14 protein-coding genes and 2 pseudogenes are annotated in these 16452 nt (G+C 71.6%); 10 read left to right on the forward strand and 6 right to left on the reverse strand.

The annotated features are described in order from the left end of the window. Positions 1–641 precede the first annotated feature (641 nt). Both ACFW22_RS06995 and ACFW22_RS07000 read left to right on the forward strand, forming a co-directional pair. Positions 642–2234, forward strand: coding sequence for a molybdopterin-dependent oxidoreductase (locus ACFW22_RS06995; RefSeq protein WP_386400076.1), 1593 nt, complete (start codon positions 642–644; stop codon positions 2232–2234). 89 nt (positions 2235–2323) lie between these two features. Further along, positions 2324–2974 carry a fasciclin domain-containing protein gene (locus ACFW22_RS07000; protein ID WP_386400079.1) on the forward strand — a complete coding sequence of 217 codons (651 nt, stop codon included), beginning with the start codon at positions 2324–2326 and terminating at the stop codon, positions 2972–2974. Between the two features lie 27 nt (positions 2975–3001). Here ACFW22_RS07000 and ACFW22_RS07005 read toward each other — a convergent pair. Then, positions 3002–3644, reverse strand: a pseudogene (locus ACFW22_RS07005) (DUF4394 domain-containing protein); the annotation flags it as partial. Between the two features lie 656 nt (positions 3645–4300). On the opposite strand from ACFW22_RS07005, the gene ACFW22_RS07010 reads away from it, so the two are divergent. The 3 genes from ACFW22_RS07010 to ACFW22_RS07020 all read left to right on the forward strand — a co-directional run bounded on the left by ACFW22_RS07010 (position 4301) and on the right by ACFW22_RS07020 (position 8915). Continuing rightward, positions 4301–5851, forward strand: coding sequence for a DUF4331 domain-containing protein (locus ACFW22_RS07010; protein ID WP_386400082.1), 1551 nt, complete (start codon positions 4301–4303; stop codon positions 5849–5851). Between the two features lie 140 nt (positions 5852–5991). Further along, positions 5992–7269: a tetratricopeptide repeat protein gene (locus ACFW22_RS07015; protein WP_386400084.1), complete on the forward strand. Its 1278-nt coding sequence runs from the start codon at positions 5992–5994 to the stop codon at positions 7267–7269. Then, positions 7266–8915: a sulfite exporter TauE/SafE family protein gene (locus tag ACFW22_RS07020; protein WP_386400087.1), complete on the forward strand. Its 1650-nt coding sequence runs from the start codon at positions 7266–7268 to the stop codon at positions 8913–8915. The genes ACFW22_RS07015 and ACFW22_RS07020 overlap by 4 nt, the downstream gene beginning before the upstream one ends. A gap of 75 nt (positions 8916–8990) precedes the next feature. Here the strand turns inward: ACFW22_RS07020 and ACFW22_RS07025 are convergent, their stop codons facing one another. Then, positions 8991–9368: a SpoIIE family protein phosphatase gene (locus ACFW22_RS07025; protein ID WP_386400091.1), complete on the reverse strand. Its 378-nt coding sequence runs from the start codon at positions 9366–9368 to the stop codon at positions 8991–8993. Between the two features lie 25 nt (positions 9369–9393). On the opposite strand from ACFW22_RS07025, the gene ACFW22_RS07030 reads away from it, so the two are divergent. The 3 genes from ACFW22_RS07030 to ACFW22_RS07040 are packed head-to-tail and all read left to right on the forward strand — an operon-like array spanning position 9394 to position 10963. Next, a complete protein-coding gene (locus ACFW22_RS07030) occupies positions 9394–9792 on the forward strand; it encodes a flavin monoamine oxidase family protein (RefSeq protein WP_386400094.1) in 399 nt (132 codons plus the stop codon). A 55-nt stretch (positions 9793–9847) separates the two neighbouring features. Continuing rightward, positions 9848–10078 (forward strand): transposase, encoded by a 231-nt coding sequence (locus ACFW22_RS07035; protein ID WP_386400097.1) that lies wholly within the window; start codon positions 9848–9850, stop codon positions 10076–10078. A 42-nt stretch (positions 10079–10120) separates the two neighbouring features. Beyond that, positions 10121–10963: an IS3 family transposase gene (locus tag ACFW22_RS07040; protein WP_386400100.1), complete on the forward strand. Its 843-nt coding sequence runs from the start codon at positions 10121–10123 to the stop codon at positions 10961–10963. 24 nt (positions 10964–10987) lie between these two features. On the opposite strand, the pseudogene ACFW22_RS07045 reads toward ACFW22_RS07040, so the two are convergent. After that, positions 10988–11095: pseudogene (locus ACFW22_RS07045) on the reverse strand (potassium transporter TrkA); the annotation flags it as partial. 157 nt (positions 11096–11252) lie between these two features. Between ACFW22_RS07045 and ACFW22_RS07050 the strand changes: the two are divergent. Continuing rightward, positions 11253–11918, forward strand: coding sequence for a 4'-phosphopantetheinyl transferase (locus ACFW22_RS07050; protein ID WP_386400103.1), 666 nt, complete (start codon positions 11253–11255; stop codon positions 11916–11918). A 228-nt stretch (positions 11919–12146) separates the two neighbouring features. On the opposite strand, the gene ACFW22_RS07055 is transcribed toward ACFW22_RS07050, so the two are convergent. From ACFW22_RS07055 to ACFW22_RS07065, 3 genes are read right to left on the reverse strand one after another with little or no spacing between them, the layout of a single operon-like run. Beyond that, entirely contained in the window at positions 12147–13079 is a 933-nt protein-coding gene (locus ACFW22_RS07055; protein ID WP_386400106.1) for an ATP-binding cassette domain-containing protein, read from the reverse strand. Positions 13080–13099: 20 nt separating this feature from the next. Then, entirely contained in the window at positions 13100–13318 is a 219-nt protein-coding gene (locus tag ACFW22_RS07060) for an MbtH family protein (RefSeq protein ID WP_032768750.1), read from the reverse strand. 4 nt (positions 13319–13322) lie between these two features. Then, on the reverse strand, positions 13323–14654 hold the full coding sequence (locus ACFW22_RS07065) for a cytochrome P450 (RefSeq protein ID WP_386400110.1): 1332 nt from the start codon (positions 14652–14654) through the stop codon (positions 13323–13325). 778 nt (positions 14655–15432) lie between these two features. On the opposite strand from ACFW22_RS07065, the gene ACFW22_RS07070 reads away from it, so the two are divergent. Then, positions 15433–16404, forward strand: a complete 972-nt coding sequence (locus ACFW22_RS07070; protein ID WP_386400113.1) for a BTAD domain-containing putative transcriptional regulator — start codon at positions 15433–15435, stop codon at positions 16402–16404. Positions 16405–16452: the final 48 nt, after the last annotated feature.

The following is a 16452-nucleotide window of genomic DNA, read 5'->3' on the forward strand; positions in this document are numbered from 1 at the left end:
TGAGGACACGCTCCGTGTGGCTCCCCTGCCGGGTGGGTCGGCTGCGGGTGGCTGTCGGCACAGCCACCCGCAGTACCCCTCTTCCCCCCGTCCTGCCGGGTGATCACCGCGACGACCTGCTTCCCCGCCGCTCGACCGGCTGACGAACAGGTCCGCGCCGAGAGCCCGGACGATGTTCAGACCGCGCCCGCCCGAGCCGATCCGCCGCGTGCCGCCCCGCGAGCGGCGGTCCGACAGGCCGGGTGAGCCGTCGCTCACGGCGATGCCCTCCCGCCCCGGCTCCAGACCCACCGTGCGCGCAAACGGACCGTCCTCGGGCAGGACCGCGTTGGTGACAAGCCCGGAGACGAGCAGCACAAGATCCTCGGCAACCGCACACGGGCAGAAGCCCGGCTCCGAAGCCGGCATCCGTTCCACGCTCCGGCGAGCGTGCCGGGCGCCCGTACGCCCGTACGCCCGTCCCGGATGGGGGTCCGCGGGCTTCCACCGGGCCACCGGCCCTCCCACCCCCGCGCTGCTGCGGCCCCGCACACGGGCGAAACCGGCCGGACCGCGGAGGCCGCGCCCGTTGCGCAGGGCAACACCCGTGAGGAGTTCGCTCTTTCGGAGGTCGCACCAATCCGCCGGATGGAGGCTTCCGAATGCCGGGTGTGACCAGCTTCCGAAGCACCCTCTCCCGCGCCGCACTTGGCGCACTGACCGGCGCTCTGGCCGCGTTCACGGCACTGGCCGTAGCCGAGTTGGTCGCCGGACTGGTGCGTCCGGCGGCCGGGCCCGTGACGGTCGTCGGAGGCGCCGTGATCGACCGGACGCCCGCCGCGGTCAAGGACTTCGCGATCCGCACCTTCGGAGAGAACGACAAGACCGTCCTGCAGCTCGGAATCCTCGCCGTCCTCGCCCTCATCGCCGTCGGCCTGGGCATCCTCGCCCTGTCCCACCGGCGGGCCGGAGCCGCGGGCGTGCTGCTCTTCGGGATCGTCGGCTCCGCCGCCGCCCTCAGCCGCCCGGACTCCACCGGCATCGGCGACGTACTCCCCTCGATCACCGGAGCTCTTGCCGGTGCGATCGTCCTGTACGTCCTTGCGTCGAAGGCCGCCCCAGCCCCCGCCCCCGTTGACGCGGACAGCCGGGCGGGTGCCGAAGGGTGGAACAGGCGCGGTTTCCTCGCCGCGGCGGGCGTGACCACCGTGGCGGCGGCCACGGCCGGGGCCCTGGGCCGGTACTTCACCAGCCGCCAGGGCCAAGGTGCCGTCGCCTCCCGCAACAGCCTGGTCCTGCCGGCGCCTTCATCACCGGCACCCGCGCTCCCCACGGGCGTCGAGCTCAAGGTCGCCGACATCAGCCCCTTCACCACACCCAACGCGGACTTCTACCGCGTCGACACCGCCCTGACCGTTCCCAAGGTCGACGCCGGAACCTGGCGGCTGCGCATCCACGGCAAAGGCGTCACCCGCCCCCGCGCCTACACCCTCGACCAGCTCCTGGCCCGCCCCCTCATCGAACGCGACATCACCCTGACCTGCGTCTCCAACGAAGTCGGCGGCCCCTACATCGGCACCGCCCGCTGGCTCGGCGTACCCCTGGCAGACCTCCTCCGGGAAGCGGGAGTCCGGCCACCGTCCCAAGGCGGGAAGGCGGACCAGCTGGTGGCACGCTCGGTGGACGGGATGACCCTCGGATCCCCGGTCGAGGACGTCATGGACGGCCGGGACGCGATTCTCGCTGTAGGCATGAACGGGGAACCCCTGCCCTTCGACCACGGCTTCCCCGTCCGCATGCTCGTCCCCGGCCTGTACGGATACGTGTCCGCCTGCAAGTGGATCACCGACATCGAGCTGACCACCTTCGACGCATACGACCCGTACTGGGTCAAGCGAAAGTGGGCCCGCCGGGCACCGATCAAGACCCAGGCGCGCATCGACACCCCCAAACCGTTCGCCCGCCCCGCCGCCGGGCCTGTCACCGTCGCCGGTGTCGCCTGGGCCCAGCACCGCGGCATCACCCGCGTCGAGATCCGTATCGGCGACGGGCCCTGGCAGGACGCCGACCTCGCACCCCAGGCCGGCATCGACACCTGGCGCCAGTGGTCCTACCCCTGGAAGGCCACACCCGGCGGCCACACCATCACCGTCCGCGCCACCGACGGCACCGGCCGGGTCCAGACCGAACAGCGCACGCGGACCATCCCCGACGGAGCGAGCGGATGGCACAGCGTCTTCGTCACCGTCCCCTGAACCACCCGAGCACGAGGCAGATGACCTCTCGGGCAGCACAACCAACTCCCTGAAACCCCCTAGAGAAAAGCCTCAAGGAGCAATCGATCATGAACAGCATGAAGATCCGCCGTACCGCGATCGCCGTCACCGCAGCCGCCCTGCTGCCCTTCTCCCTGGCCGCGTGCTCCGACTCCGGCAGCGACACCAAGGCCGCCCCCGCCGCCACTGCGGACGACGCGGCCAAGACCAGCGAGAGCACCCCCGCCGGCGACTCGATGACCGGTGACCAGCCCTTCGGCCCGGCCTGCGCCGGAGTGCCCAAGGAGGGCGCCGGTTCCTTCGACGGCATGGCCAAGGACCCGGTTGCCACGGCCGCCTCGAACAACCCGGCCCTGTCGACCCTGGTCGCCGCGGTCCAGCAGGCCGGGCTCGTCGACACGCTCAACAACGCGAAGGACATCACCGTCTTCGCCCCCACCAACGACGCCTTCGCGAAGATCCCGAAGGCCGACCTCGACAAGGTCCTGGCCGACAAGGCCACTCTGACGAAGATCCTCACCTACCACGTCGTGGGCCAGAAGCTCACCCCGGAGCAGCTGGAGAACGGGAGCTTCGAGACCCTGGAGAAGGGCATGGTCACCACGAAGGGCTCGGGGGAGTCCTACAAGGTCAACGACACGTCCAACGTGGTGTGCGGCAACGTCAAGACCGCCAACGCCAATGTCTACATCGTCGACACTGTCCTGATGCCCAAGTAACCCTCACCAGCGGAGCAATCCGCCCACGGCCGGTGGCCCTGCGTCGTTCCCCGAAGGGCGCAGGGCCACCGCCATGACCGGCCCTTGCACAGGGAGATCCGGTCGGCCATCGTGTCGAGAGCGAACAGGGTGGCCGCGGTGGCGGCGTTCAGGTCGTTGTTGGTGTGGGCGGCGCCGGTGACCCCATGGCGGTCGACGGCGGCGTGGTGGGGTGGGCGAGCGTGCCGTCGACCGTGGTCGTCGGCGGGGCGGCCGCGTCGTCGATGTCGTGGCGCAGGTTCTGGTCGGTGTCGGAGGTGACCCGCAGCCGGTCGGCGGCGGGGTTGAAGTCCACGCCGAACGCGGTTCCGGCCAGCGCGACAGTCGGCTGGGAGACCTTCATCGCCTTGGCGTTGGAGGTGCTCGGGGTGCAGGTGCCGCCCTTGTCGCCGACACCGTGGAGCTCCTCGTTCTGGACGCGGAATCCGATGCCGACGAGCTTGGTGTCGCCCGACAGACCCGAGACCTTGCCCAGCGACCAGCTCTTGGTCGGTTTGGCGACGTCGAACTCGACCAGGCGCTGGTCGCTGGTGAGTCCGATCGCGTGCGGCGGCGCGGTGCAGGGGCTGCGCCTGCTGGGCTGGGACGAGGTACCGCCCCGCTCTCCGGCCGCCGTCCTCGTCTCAGGCACCGACCACGACCCCACCCGCCCTGACGCAGCGGTGTACGGGGGGGCGGGGCGGACCGCAGTGACCTGCCTCGGCCGGCCGAGGAACCAGACCTGTTTCAAGCCGGCCAGGCACGCACTCCGACATCGCCCCCCGGCGCTCCGCCAGGAGACGACCGAGGGGCCCCGGCCACCTCTCAGGACCGGCCGCGCGCCCGCCGGCCATCACGCGGCACCCTTCCGCTTCCACCCATGCTTCGGACGCACACGCTCGGGCCTTGTTGCAGCGAGCACGTTTTTGCGAGTTACACGCAAGAGTGGGCTGCGCTCTCGATCGGGCTAACCGAGGGCGACGTGTCGCCACTCTTTGTAGTCGACCGCCCTGTGCATCACGACGGTACTGACCTGCACGTTTTCTATCTCGTTGGTGTCGACGGGGCCGTAGGGGGCGGGCCTTGCGTCCCGCGGCACCTCCTGCGCGTGGTTTCCTTCGGCCTGCGCAGTCTTGCGCGATGGTGTGTCCGAGCTCGGTCAGTCCCCGTTGCCTTTCCTGACCCGGCCCGGATGGCGCGAACTCCCTGTTCGCCGCGGTGCCGACCGCCACCCAGGCCCTAAGTGCCACCGCGCCCTGCCCGAGAGCAGTGCCCGGTAGGCACCTTGCTGGGAAGGAACCCCCTCTCGTGAAGGCAACACCCGCGGCGTCCGGTCGGCGCCGGCTGCTGGACCACTCCCTGCTCGTCCTCGGCTCCGGCGCCCTCGCGACCGCGCTGGCCGTCCTCACCCTCGGCCCGGGCGTCAGCTCCGCCTCCAGTCACCGTGAGGCTCCGCTGATCGCGGGCGATCCGCGGGCCGACAACACCGACGTCTACGCGTTCACCAGCCCCGACAAGAGCGACACCGTCACCCTGCTGGCGAACTGGATCCCGTTCGAGGAGCCCAACGGCGGCCCGAACTTCTACGCCTTCGGTGAGGACCTCCGCTACAACATCAAGATCGACAACACCGGTGACGGAAACGCCGACGTCACCTACACCTGGCGGTTCAAGAACCAGACCCGGGACGCCGCCAACCAGTTCCTCTACAACACCGGCCAGGTCACCACACTGGACGACCCGGACCTGAACTTCCGCCAGGTCTACGACCTGATCGAGACCTGCAGGGGCAAGAGCAAGGTCCTGCTGTCAAACGTGCCGGCAGCACCGTCGCGGGTGGGGCCGGCTTCGATGCCGAACTACGCCTCCCTGCGCGCCCAGGCCGTGCGCAGTCTGCCGGGAGGCGGGAAGGCCTTCGCCGGGCAGGCCGAAGACCCGTTCTTCGCGGACCTGCGGGTCTTCGACCTTCTGTACGGCGGGGACCTGTCCGAGCGCGGACAGGACACCCTGGCGGGCTACAACGTCAACTCCGTCGCCCTGCAGATCCCCAAGACGCGCCTGGCACTCAACAACAACGCGTCGCGCAACCCGGTCGTCGGGATCTGGTCGACGACCGACCGCAAGGGCGTGCAGGTCTCCGACTCGCGGAACAAGCGCGGTGACCAGTGGAAGCAGGTCTCCCGGCTGGGCAACCCGCTGGTGAACGAGGTCGTTGTCCCGCTGCAGTACAAGGACGCGTTCAACACGCTCAACCCCAGCCAGGACCGCACCGTCCAGCCGGTCGTCGACAAGGTCCTCGACCCGATCCTGCCCAAGCTGATCCAGAAGGTCTACGGCGTCCCCGCCCCGCCCGCCCCCCGCAACGACCTCGTCGAGATCTACCTCACCGGGATCTGCAAGGCGTGCGGGCCCATCAAGGCTGACCTCAACGCCCACCGGCTCAACCGCGACGCCAACCCCCGCAAGATCGTCCCCGCGGAGGAACTGCGCCTCAACATGGCCGTACCCCCGGCCGCGAACCCGAACCGGTACGGGGTGCTGGCCGGAGACCTGGCCGGGTTCCCCAACGGGCGCCGTCTGACCGACGACGTCATCGACATCTCCCTGCAGGCCGTCGAGGGCGCTGCCCAGACCGGACAGCTGGTAGCGGCCCTCGCCGACGGCGACAAGGTCGACGCCAACGAGGTCCCCTTCGGCACGTCGTTCCCCTACCTGGCCCTGCCGCACACCAAGTCCGTCAACAGCGGACCGTCGGGGATGACCACGTCCAAGGAGAAGTCCGCAGCCTCCCTCGGAGGGGTAGGGGCCGCCCTGATGGTGGCGGCCGGATGGCGGATGCGCCGCCGCGCCCGCGCCTGATGTGACGTCACCGCTCCATCGAAGGCTCTGGGGCCGGACCGCACCCGGCCCGGCCCCGGAGCCCGTCACCTCACGCAGAACAGGCAACCCCTTCTCCGATGCACCCTGATCCGCACACGTCGCCCCACCGTCGCCGCCGGTTGAAATCCATCGCCGTCACCCTTGCGCTGGGCACCGCGATGTTCGCCGCCGGTGCCGTTCTCATCGACACCGGCAGCCCAGACCCACCCGCCATCGCTTCCGGAACCTCCGGGGCCAGGCCCGCCGGCAGCGTCCAGGCCCTGACGGCGCGCCTGGAACGGCTGCCGGGCGACTGGAACACCTGGTCAGCCCTCGCCATGGCCTCCATCGAACAGGCCCGCACCAGCGCCGACCCCGCCACGTACGCCAGGGCAGAGCAGGCCCTGCGCCGCTCCCTCGACCTCCAGGCCCGCGGCAACACCGGCGCCGAATCCGGCATGGCCGCACTCGCCGCCGCACGCCACGACTTCGCAGAAGCCCTCACCTGGGCGACCAAGGCCGTCACCAGCGACCCCTACAACGCGGCCGCCTACGGCGTCCTGGCCGACGCCCACACCCAACTCGGCCACTACCGGGACGCGGAAGCCGCGGTGCAGAGGATGAACGACCTGCGCCCCGACGCCGCCTCCCTCGCCCGCGCCTCCTACACCTTCGAACTGCGCGGCGACACCCTGCGGGCAGCCGACCTCATGCGCCGCTCCCTGACCGCGGCCACCACTGACAGCGGACGGGCCTTCGCCCACACCTGCCTGTCCGCGCTCGCCCTCGAAGGCGGTGACGCACACACCGCCCTGAAGGAAGCCGAACAGGGACTGCGCGCCAGCCCAACCGACGCCGCGCTCCTGGACGCCCGGGCCCGCGCGCAGGCAGCCCTGGGCCGCAACGGGCAAGCACTCGCCGACTGGCAGCGCGCCGTCGACATCGTGCCACTGCCCCACCTGGTGCTCGCCCTGGGCGAGATGCACCAGGCGCTCGGGCACCCGCCGCAGGCCGACGCCCAGTACGCCCTGCTCACAGCACAGGACACCGTGCGGGCTTCCGAGGGAAGTCCGCCCGACACCGATGCGATCCTCTTCGAGGCCGACCACGGCAATCCCGCCCGCGCCGTCACCCTGGCCGAACAAGCCCTGCGGAGTCGGCCGTTCGTCGCCGTCCACGACGCGTACGCCTGGGCCCTGCACCGCGCCGGCCGCGACGAGGAGGCCCTCACCCACGCCGACCAGGCCCTGGCCCTCGGCACCCGCCAGGCCCTGTGGCACTACCACCGCGCAGCCATCCACCACGCACTGGGCAACGACACCGCAGCGCGAACAGACCTGGACGCCGCCCCCGCACTCCATCCCCTGCACGCCCACCACGCGCGTGACCTGATCGAGCGAATCGGCACCCGCCCATGACACTTCTACGCACCGCACTCGCAGCCGCCGGCCTCCTCACCGCCTTCGGCTGCCCCACCGCCGCTGCCACAGCCCCCACCCACCCCCTGGGCAACTTCACCGTCAACTACCACACCGGCCTCGTCCTGCACCCGGACCGCATCGACGCCACCGTCGTCGTCGACCGAGCGGAGATCGCCGCCCTCCAAGAACGCCCCGTCATCGACACCGACCACGACAACACCCTCACCGACACGGAGACCAGCCAGTACGCCCGAACGCGGTGCTCCGTGCTCGCCGGCCAACTTCACCTGCGCACCGCCGCCGGCCCCGCCCACTGGGATCCAAGGGCTGCTGCCCTGACCTGGGAAACGGGTGAAGCGGGCCTGAAAACCAGCCGGCTCTCCTGTACTTACTCCGCCCCGGCCGCTCTCCGGCACGGCGGCGACATCACCGCCCGCACGGCCTACGACACCACCCGCATCGGCTGGCGCGAGATCACCGTCAAAGGCGTCGGGCTGCGGATCACCGGCACGACGCTGCCGGCCACCTCGCCCACCGGAGAACTCCGCCACTACCCCCCGGACCCGCTCGCCGCCCCCTTGGACCAGCGCACCGCCGAACTGCACGCCGCCCCCGCCGCCGGCACCGTCACCACGCCTGCCACCGGCGCCCCGGCCGGGCAGGCCACGGACCGGGTCGCGGGCTGGTTCGACTCCCTGATCGCGCGGCGCGAACTCACCGTTCCCGTCGGCCTCCTCGCGCTCCTGCTCGCCCTGGTCCTCGGCGCCTCCCACGCGCTGCTCCCCGGGCACGGCAAGACCATCATGGCCGCCTACCTGGCCGGACGCCGCGGAACCCGCCGCGACGCCGTCACCGTCGGCGCGACCGTCACCCTCACCCACACCGCCGGCGTCCTGATCCTCGGCCTCGCCCTCCCCGCAGCCACCCACCTCGCCGGCGAGACCGTCCTGGCCTGGCTCGGTGCCGCCAGCGGACTCATCGTCACCGCCATCGGCCTGTGGCTGCTGACCGCAGCCCTGCGCAACAAACCCGCCCACGGACACCATCACCATCACCATCACGGCAGTCCTCACCACCATGACCACGGGCACCCCCACACCCACGACGACCGCGATGGCCACGACCATCGGCCCCACGCCGCGACCGGCGGGGCCAGCCGGTCCTCCGCCAGGCTCCCAGAGGCCCGCGACAGCAAGGCGCAGGTCCCAACCCCGTCAGGCGCCGGCACCGTGACCGCCCTGGCCGCACCCGAGCCCCACACCCACACCCACACCGACCCGCACCACACCCACACCCACCCAAGCGGTCGCGATCGGCGAAGGTCAGCCGGGCTGATCGGCATGGGCATCGCGGGAGGCCTCGTGCCGAGCCCCTCCGCCCTCATCGTCCTCCTCGGGGCGGTCGCCCTGGGCCGCACCGCCTTCGGTGTCCTCCTCGTGATCGCCTACGGCCTGGGCATGGCCACCACCCTCACCCTCGCCGGCCTGCTCCTCCTCCATGTCAAACACCGACTCCAAGCACGCCTGCGCAGCCACCGCACCCGGCACCTCGCGCGCCGGATGGCTCGCCTGGGCCCCTTGGGCACCTCCGTACTGGTCGTCCTCGTCGGGCTCGGCCTCGTCCTGCGGGCCGCCACCTCGTGATCGCTCGGCCCGCTCAGAGGCGCACGACTACGAGGGCGATGTCGTCGCGGGCGCCGCGGCTGGCCCCCAGCCGGGTCAGCCGAGCCTGCGCGAGGTGCTGCGGGCTCGGACTGAGCCGAAAGCGGTGAGGGCATCGGTCAACAGTGCCGGGCCGGCGTCGATGTCCTCGTCGTGACGCTCGACGAGGTCGTCGGTGTACAGGACGAGCGTGTCCCCGGGACGGTAGCTGGTGCCGGCCTGCGAGCGGGGAACGTGCTCGGGCCGTGCGCCCAAGGGCGGTTCGGTGGCCTGGTCGAGCAGTTCGAAGGTGCGGTCGGGGTAGAGCAGGAACGGTGGGGAACGGCCGGCGCTGGAGTAGGCGATCAGCCGTGAGCGGGGATCGACCAGGGCGGTCACCGCGGTGGCGGCCAGGACTCCCTCGACGGAGCGGGCGGACAGGTCGAGGACGTTCATCGTCCTCGACAACCCCGGCCGCGCCGTGTTCGACACCACCGCCCCCGACGGACCCGGCCACCTGTGCACCCTCGTGGCAGGCCCCGAAGCCCGCGCACTCGACCACATGGACACGGACGCCCGCCGCAACATCCTGCTCGGCCCCCTGGTCCCGCACCTGGGACCCGACGTGATGAAAACGGCGAGCTGGCACGAGAAGGCCTGGCACCTCGACGAACACGCCGGCGGCGGCTACATCGCGCTGCCCGAAGCCGGCGCCTCCGACGACGTCATGCCCGTGCCCCACACGCCGATCGGCAGCATCCACTGGGCCGGCGCGGAAACAGCCGCCGAGCACCCGGGATACCTCGATGGCGCCATCACATCAGGCCGGCGCGCCGCACAGGAAGTCATCGACTCACTGCCACAGCCCGAAACCCCCTGATACTGACCATCCCCTCGTAGCGTGGAGCCCGTGATTGCAGGGGAAGTTGGGATTCATGGGGTCCAAGAAGAAGCCGCCGTACGACATCGAGTTCCGTGAGGGTGCGGTGCGCATCGTGGTCGAGACCGGGAGGCCGGCTGGGGATGTCGCCGAGGAGCTCGGCATCAACCCGGGCACGCTGCACAGCTGGGTGTCGCGGTGGCGGCGCAACGGGACGACGTCTTCGGACCGGCCCTTACGACCGACAGCCGCCAGTGGCGGCGGTGGCGGTCGCCTTCATCGGTAACCAGAGGGTCGAGCATGGTGTCCCGCACCGGGTGTCCTGCCGGTGGTCGGGGTGAGCGAGGCGTGGTTCTACAAGTGGCGCCGGCGTCCCGACGAGCCGACGAAACGCGAGGTCAGGAGGGCGAGGCTGGAGGGGCGGATCATCCACTTCTTCACCGAGTCGGGCGGCACCTACGGCTCGCCGAGGGTCACTTTGGACCTGTGGGCGGAGGGCTGGCAGGTGTCGGTGAACACCGTCGCGGAGATCATGGCCGAGCTGGGTCTGCAGGGTCGCAAGGCGCCCAGGCGGCGGTCGCTGACCCGGCAGGGCAAGCGGAAGGCCGCTCCTGACCTGGTGAATCGCCGTTTCGACGCGGTGGCCCCGGACGTGCTCTGGTACGGGGACATGACGGAGATCGAGACCGGTGAGGGCACGATCTATCGGGCCACGCTCCTGGATGCGTTCTCGCGCCGTTGCCTCGGCTACGCCATGGGCGAGCACCATGACGCGGCTCTGGTCGGAGCGTCGTTGAAGATGGCCATCGCGACGCGTGGCGGCCGAAGGGACGGAACGATCTTCCACGGCGACAAGGGAAGTGAGTACACGTCAGAGTCGCACAACACCCTGTGTGACCGCCTGGGCATGATGCAGTCCATGGGGCGGGTGGGGTCGGCACTGGACAACGCCGCCGCGGAGTCGTTCCACTCGCTGCTCAAGGTCGAGTACCTCCACCGGCACCGGTTCGCCACCCGCACCGAGGCCCGCCTGAAGACCGCCACCTGGATCACCGGGTTCCACAACCCGCGACGCAGGCACAGCGCGGCCGGCGGCCTGCCGCCGGAGGAGTTCGAACGGACCATCACCGGAGCACGGAAGAAGATCGACCAGAGGTGCAAGGCCGCATAGGAGAGGTCTCTACGAAACCAGGGGATTGACAGTGCGGGTCCCGTCGCGGTGCGCGATCACCGACAGCTGCCGGTGCTCCCGGGTGGTGAGGTCGTACTGGACTCCGATGCCGGGCAGGGGTGTCGTTCTCATCCCCGGAGCAGGCACAGGCCGTCCCTCCTGTTTTTCGTGGGCGGTCATGGTGTGCGGCCATGGTGTCATCCGTCCGGAATCCGGGATCGGGCCGTGGGTAGTCTGGGAGCCCCGTCGGCCCTGGTAGGGGGCGTCGACCCGGTGCGGTGAGGACGTCGTGATCGAGGAGCTGATACCCGCGCCCGCGAGCGCCGCCCACGCGTTCCACGACTGCGACTCGGCCGTCAGCGCCCTGTTTCCCGAGGAGGCCGCCGCCGTCGCGCGCGCCCTGCCGAAACGGCGTCAGGAGTACGCAGTCGTCCGCGTGTGCGCCCGGCGCGCGATGAGTGCCCTGGGGGTCGCGGCGGTGGCGCTGGTGACCGGGGAACGGGGTGCTCCGCGGTGGCCCGCCGGTCTCGTGGGGAGCATGACGCACTGCGCCGGGTACCGCGCGGCGGTCGTCGGCCGGGCCTCCGACTACCGCGGGCTCGGCATCGACGCCGAACCGAACGCGCCGCTCGACGACGAGGTGCTGGAGTTCGTCTCGTCGCCGCGGGAGCGGGCCCGGCTTCGCGCGCTTGCCGCGTCCGCGCCGGAGGTCTGCTGGGACCGGCTGCTGTTCAGCGCCAAGGAGTCGGTGTTTAAGGTCTGGTATCCGCTGACCGGGCGCGAGCTGGACTTCGGGGACGCGGACGTCCGGATCGACCCGGAGGCGGGGACGTTCACCGCGGACGTCGGCCTTCCCGACGACGGCCCGGACGGCGCACACTTGAAGGTCCTCGAAGGGCGCTGGCTCTGCCGCGACGGTCTCGTGGTGACGGCCATAGCCCTCCGGCGCGGGTGAGCGTACGGCGTGGCCCGACGGCGCGGCATAGCCCTCCGGCGCGGTGACCGGCCGGGCGTGGCCCGTCGGCGGCCAGGGCCCCGGAAGCCGACCGTGCTGAAGAGGCCGCCGACGCGGGCGCGGTGGGCGGGGCGGGGGCTCAGCCCGCGGTCCGGCACCTCCGGGCCCACGGCAGGGGCGACGCGCGGGGGGCGGTCGCGCCGCCGCCGGGGCCCGGAGGGGCCGGGGTCATTCGGCCGGCCGGCCCGTCAGATGTGCGAAGACATCGTCCAGGGTCGGCCTGCGTACGGTGAAGTCGCTGACCTGGATGCCCGCGTCGCGCAGGGCGACGGCGACGTCGGCGACGTCACCGAGCCCGTCGTCGAGCTGCACGGCGATCGTGCCCTTGGCGGCGTCCACCGTCGTCAGCGTCGGGCCGAGGGCGGCGAGGACCGCGCCCACGTCCGACGGCGCCGGCACCGTCACTTCGAGCCACTCCCGTCCGACCTTGCGCTTGAGGACGTCGGGGGTGCCGTCGGCGATCACCCGGCCGGAGTCGACGACCGCGATCTGGTCCGCGAGGAAGTCCGCCTCCTCCAGGTACTGCGTCGTCAGGAGCAGCGTGACGCCGTTGTCCACCAGCTCGCGGACGAGTTCCCACAGGGCCGTCCGGCTGACCGGGTCGAGCCCCGTGGTCGGCTCGTCGAGGAACAGCACGGGGGGCGAGGTGATCAGGCAGCTCGCCAGGTCGAGCCGCCTCCGCATGCCGCCGGAGTAGGTGCGGGCCGGCCGGTGGGCCACGGCGGTGAGGCCGAAGCGCTCCAGGAGCTCGTCCGCGCGCCGGCGCGCCGTCCGGCGGCCGAGGTGCAGCAGCCGTCCGAGCAGCGCCAGGTTCTCGTGCCCGGTGAGGATCTCGTCGACGGCCGCGTACTGGCCCGCGAGGCCGATGCGACGGCGCACCTCGTGCGGCTGCCGGGCCACGTCGAAGCCGGCCACTTCCGCGTGCCCGCCGTCCGGTGCCACGAGCGTCGTGAGCACCTGCACGGTGGTCGTCTTGCCCGCCCCGTTGGGGCCGAGCAGACCGAGCACCGTGCCGGCGCGCACCTGGAGGTCGATGCCGGAGAGCGCCTCGACGTCCCGGTACCGCTTGCGCAGGCCCTCGGCCCGGATGGCCGTGTCCACGTCTGCCGCCCCCACCGCGCTCAGCGCACCGGGTCCGGGGCCTGCTCGCGCAGGCTGCGCGGGCGCATGTCCGTCCAGTGCTCCTCCACGTACGCGAGGGCGGCGTCGTGGCTGCTCTCGCCGAGCGCCTCGGTCCAGCCGTCGGGCACCTGGGCGAAGGCGGGCCAGAGGCAGTACTGGGCCTCGTCGTTCACCAGGACGAGGAACGTGCCGTTCTGGTCGTCGAAGGGGTTCGGCATGGGGTCACTTCCCATCTGTCGCGGACTCGGGGGTCCGCTCGACTATGGCAGGGGGTGCTGACACCGGGCTGATGCCGGTGCCGTGCGGGGCGGGGCGGTCGAGGCGGACCGGCAGGCCGGTGTAGCCGTACACGAAGTTCGAGTGGAGCGGGCGGGGGCTGCCGAGGAGTTCGATGTGCCCGACCTTGTCCCGGAGGGCGCGGAGCATCGCCTCGACATGGGTGCGGCCGAGGAAGGCTCCGATGCAGAAGTGCGGTCCGTGGCCGAACGCCACGTGCTTGTTGGGCGTACGGGCCAGGTCGAAGCGCTCCGGGTCGGTGAAGACGTCCTCGTCGAAGTTGGCGGAGCTGTTCCACAGGGTGACCACGTCGCCGGCGGTGATCGTGCGGTCGCGGATCTCCACGTCGGTGAGGGCGCGCCGGCCGAAGTGCATGGCCGGGGTGGTCCAGCGGAGGACCTCCTCCGTGGCGGTGGCGGTGTCGACGAGCCCCTCCTTCAGCGCCTTCCACTGGTCGGGGTGTTCGGCCAGGGCGATGACGGCGCCGACGGATGACATCCGGCTGGACTCGTCGCCGCCGAGGATCAGGCTGTAGCAGTTGAAGACGATCTCGTCCTCGGTGAGGAGCCGCCCGTCGACGGTGCCGGTGGCAAGGGCGCTGATCACGTCCTCGCCGGGGTGCCGGCGGCGCTGGGCGGCGAGGCCGGAGAAGTACAGGAGGATCTCGTTGCGCGCGAGCCACTCCTCCTCCGCCCCGTGCTCCTCGCTGGTACGGGAGAGGGTCATGGTGTTCCAGTGGACGAGCTGCTCGCGGTCCGCCACCGGCACATCCATGAGGTCGCCGATGGTGTTGATCGGGATGTGGTCCGCGAGGTCGACGACGAAGTCGAACGCGCCCCGCTCCAGCGCCTCGTCGAGCAGGGCGGCCGTGCGGACGTTCACGCCCTCCACGACCGGTGCGAGGACGCGGGGGGAGAAGGACTTCAGCATGAGGTTGCGGATCTCGCGGTGCCGGGGCCCGTCGGTGACGGCGAGCATCTTCCCGGACGCCGAGTCCTCGCCCTGGAGCAGGGTGGCGAGGACGTTGCCGCGTTCGGACGTGAACCGCTTGTCGTCCCGGTAGACCGCGACGACGTCGGCGTGGCGGGACAGCACCCAGAACGGGGGCGCGCCGGGGGTGGCGCGATGGTGGTGGACCGGTCGTTCGGCGCGGAACCGGGCCCAGATCGCCCTCAGGTCGGGGCGGGTGAAGGTACGGGGGTCGGTGAGGTCGACGCTGTCGGGGTCGGGGATCTCCGGTCTCGCGGGTTCGGCGGGCTGCGGTGCGGTGGGTCTCATGGCGGGTGCTCCCTTCGGAACACGGCGGAGAGGGGCGGTGGGACCGCGGCGCACGGCGGGGGGTGGGGCGGTGTGGAGCAGTGGTACGAGGGGTCGGGGGGGGGGGGGCCCCGGCGCCCCCCCCCCCACCGCCCCGCCGTCGTGAGCACCAACCACTCTTGCCGGCTCCTGCGCCGGCTCTTCGCACCGGCTCCTGCGCCGGCTCCCGCACCAGCGCCCGTGTTCCCTTCCCGCGCCGGACTTCCGTCCGCCTCCCCGGGCGGCGCCGTCCCCGTGTCCACCGCCGGGGGCCCGGGCGCGTCGCGGCCCCCGACGTCGACGAACGCCCGTGCGGAGGGCCGGCGGTGGTCCGAGCCGTGTGCGACGAGCTCCGGCGCCGGTCCCGCGGTGCGCGCGGCCCCGCTCCCCTTCTCCCCGCCCCCCGCGGCGGTCGCGGTACCCCCGCGCGGCCCCGAGGATCCCGCCGAAGTGATCCGGAGAAACATACTCCACTAGCTGTTTTTGGCGCGAAGTCGCGGCTGCAGGCCCTTGCGGCATCCACAAGGACCTTGCGAAAGCGTACCCCCGAGTCCTGAAACAGTCTTTCAGCATGCATATGATCTGCGCCACTGACGAGAAGTCGACTCCTTTAAATGGGGGCAAAGGGGGTGGATCACCCCGATATCCCGAGCTCGGATTCCGTACCCTCCGGTTTCTTATTGACATGACTACGGGGGTCTTTTCTAATCAACGAGAGTCATCCCGCGCGCAGACACCGCACAGGCACTGAGGGGGCAAGGTGGACGTCCGGATCCTGGGAGGACTGTCGGTACGGGAGAACGGAGTGTCGATCACCCCGACGGCAGCCGCGCCCCGGCAGTTGCTCGCCCTGCTCACGGCCAGCGCCGACCAACTCGTTCCGGTGACGGTCCTGACCGAGGAGCTGTGGCCCTCGGGCGCGCCGCGCGGTGCCCGGGCCGAACTCCAGGCACACATAGCGGAGCTGCGGACCCTCATCGCGGGCGCCCTGCGCGGCGCCGACCCGGCGGAGCCCCGCCAGGCTTGGGCGGACCGGCCCAGCGCCGAGGCGATCCTCGTCTCCCAGCCCGGCGGCTACCGGCTCGACACGGGCGGGGGCGTCCACGACGTCTGGCAGTTCGAGCGCGCCGCCGGAGCCGGCTACCGGGCCATGGAGGCCGGCGACCTGTCCCGGGCCGCGCTCCGCCTCGGCGAGGCGCTCGCCCTGTGGCGCGGTGACCCCTACGCGGGCGTGGCCGCCGGCCCCCGGCTGCGCAGGGAGATCGAGCGTCTCGAAACCTCCCGGCTGAGCGTGCTGGACCAGTGGATGGAAGCCCAGTTGGGCCTCGGTCGGCACGCCGAACTCGTCTCCGAACTGACCGGCCTCGTCTCCCGGTACCGCACCAACGAGCCCCTCCACGCCCACCTCATGGTCGCCCTGCTGCGCTGCGGACAGCCCGACCAGGCCCTCGCCGTGTACGAACGGCTGCGCGTCGCCCTCAAGGGCCAGAGCGGCATGGAGCCCTCGGCGCGGCTCCGTCGGCTCCACCGCTCGGTCATCGCCGTGCGGGACACCGCCGGTCGCCCCGCGTACGGCGTCCGCACCTCCGCCCGGTACGCCCCCGCCCCGTCCGTCCCCGCGCAGTACGCTCCGACCCCCTACGTCCCCGCGCAGTACGCTCCGACCCCCTACGTCCCCGCGCCGTACGCCCCCGCGCGCGACCGTCTCGTCCCGGCCGGATCCATCAACTGACCTGCTGACGGAGCGGCAGGTCAGCCATGGGGAACGAAGTGCGGCACG

It is taken from the genome of Streptomyces sp. NPDC058872 (assembly GCF_042743065.1).
GTDB lineage: Bacteria > Actinomycetota > Actinomycetes > Streptomycetales > Streptomycetaceae > Streptomyces.

Coding starts and splice junctions, on each gene's coding strand:
- ACFW22_RS06995 (WP_386400076.1), top strand. CDS start 642: ATGCCGGGTGTGACCAGCTTCCGAAGCACCCTCTCCCGCGCCGCACTT.
- ACFW22_RS07000 (WP_386400079.1), top strand. CDS start 2,324: ATGAACAGCATGAAGATCCGCCGTACCGCGATCGCCGTCACCGCAGCC.
- ACFW22_RS07020 (WP_386400087.1), top strand. CDS start 7,266: ATGACACTTCTACGCACCGCACTCGCAGCCGCCGGCCTCCTCACCGCC.
- ACFW22_RS07025 (WP_386400091.1), bottom strand. CDS start 9,368: ATGAACGTCCTCGACCTGTCCGCCCGCTCCGTCGAGGGAGTCCTGGCC.
- ACFW22_RS07035 (WP_386400097.1), top strand. CDS start 9,848: ATGGGGTCCAAGAAGAAGCCGCCGTACGACATCGAGTTCCGTGAGGGT.
- ACFW22_RS07060 (WP_032768750.1), bottom strand. CDS start 13,318: ATGCCGAACCCCTTCGACGACCAGAACGGCACGTTCCTCGTCCTGGTG.
- ACFW22_RS07065 (WP_386400110.1), bottom strand. CDS start 14,654: ATGAGACCCACCGCACCGCAGCCCGCCGAACCCGCGAGACCGGAGATC.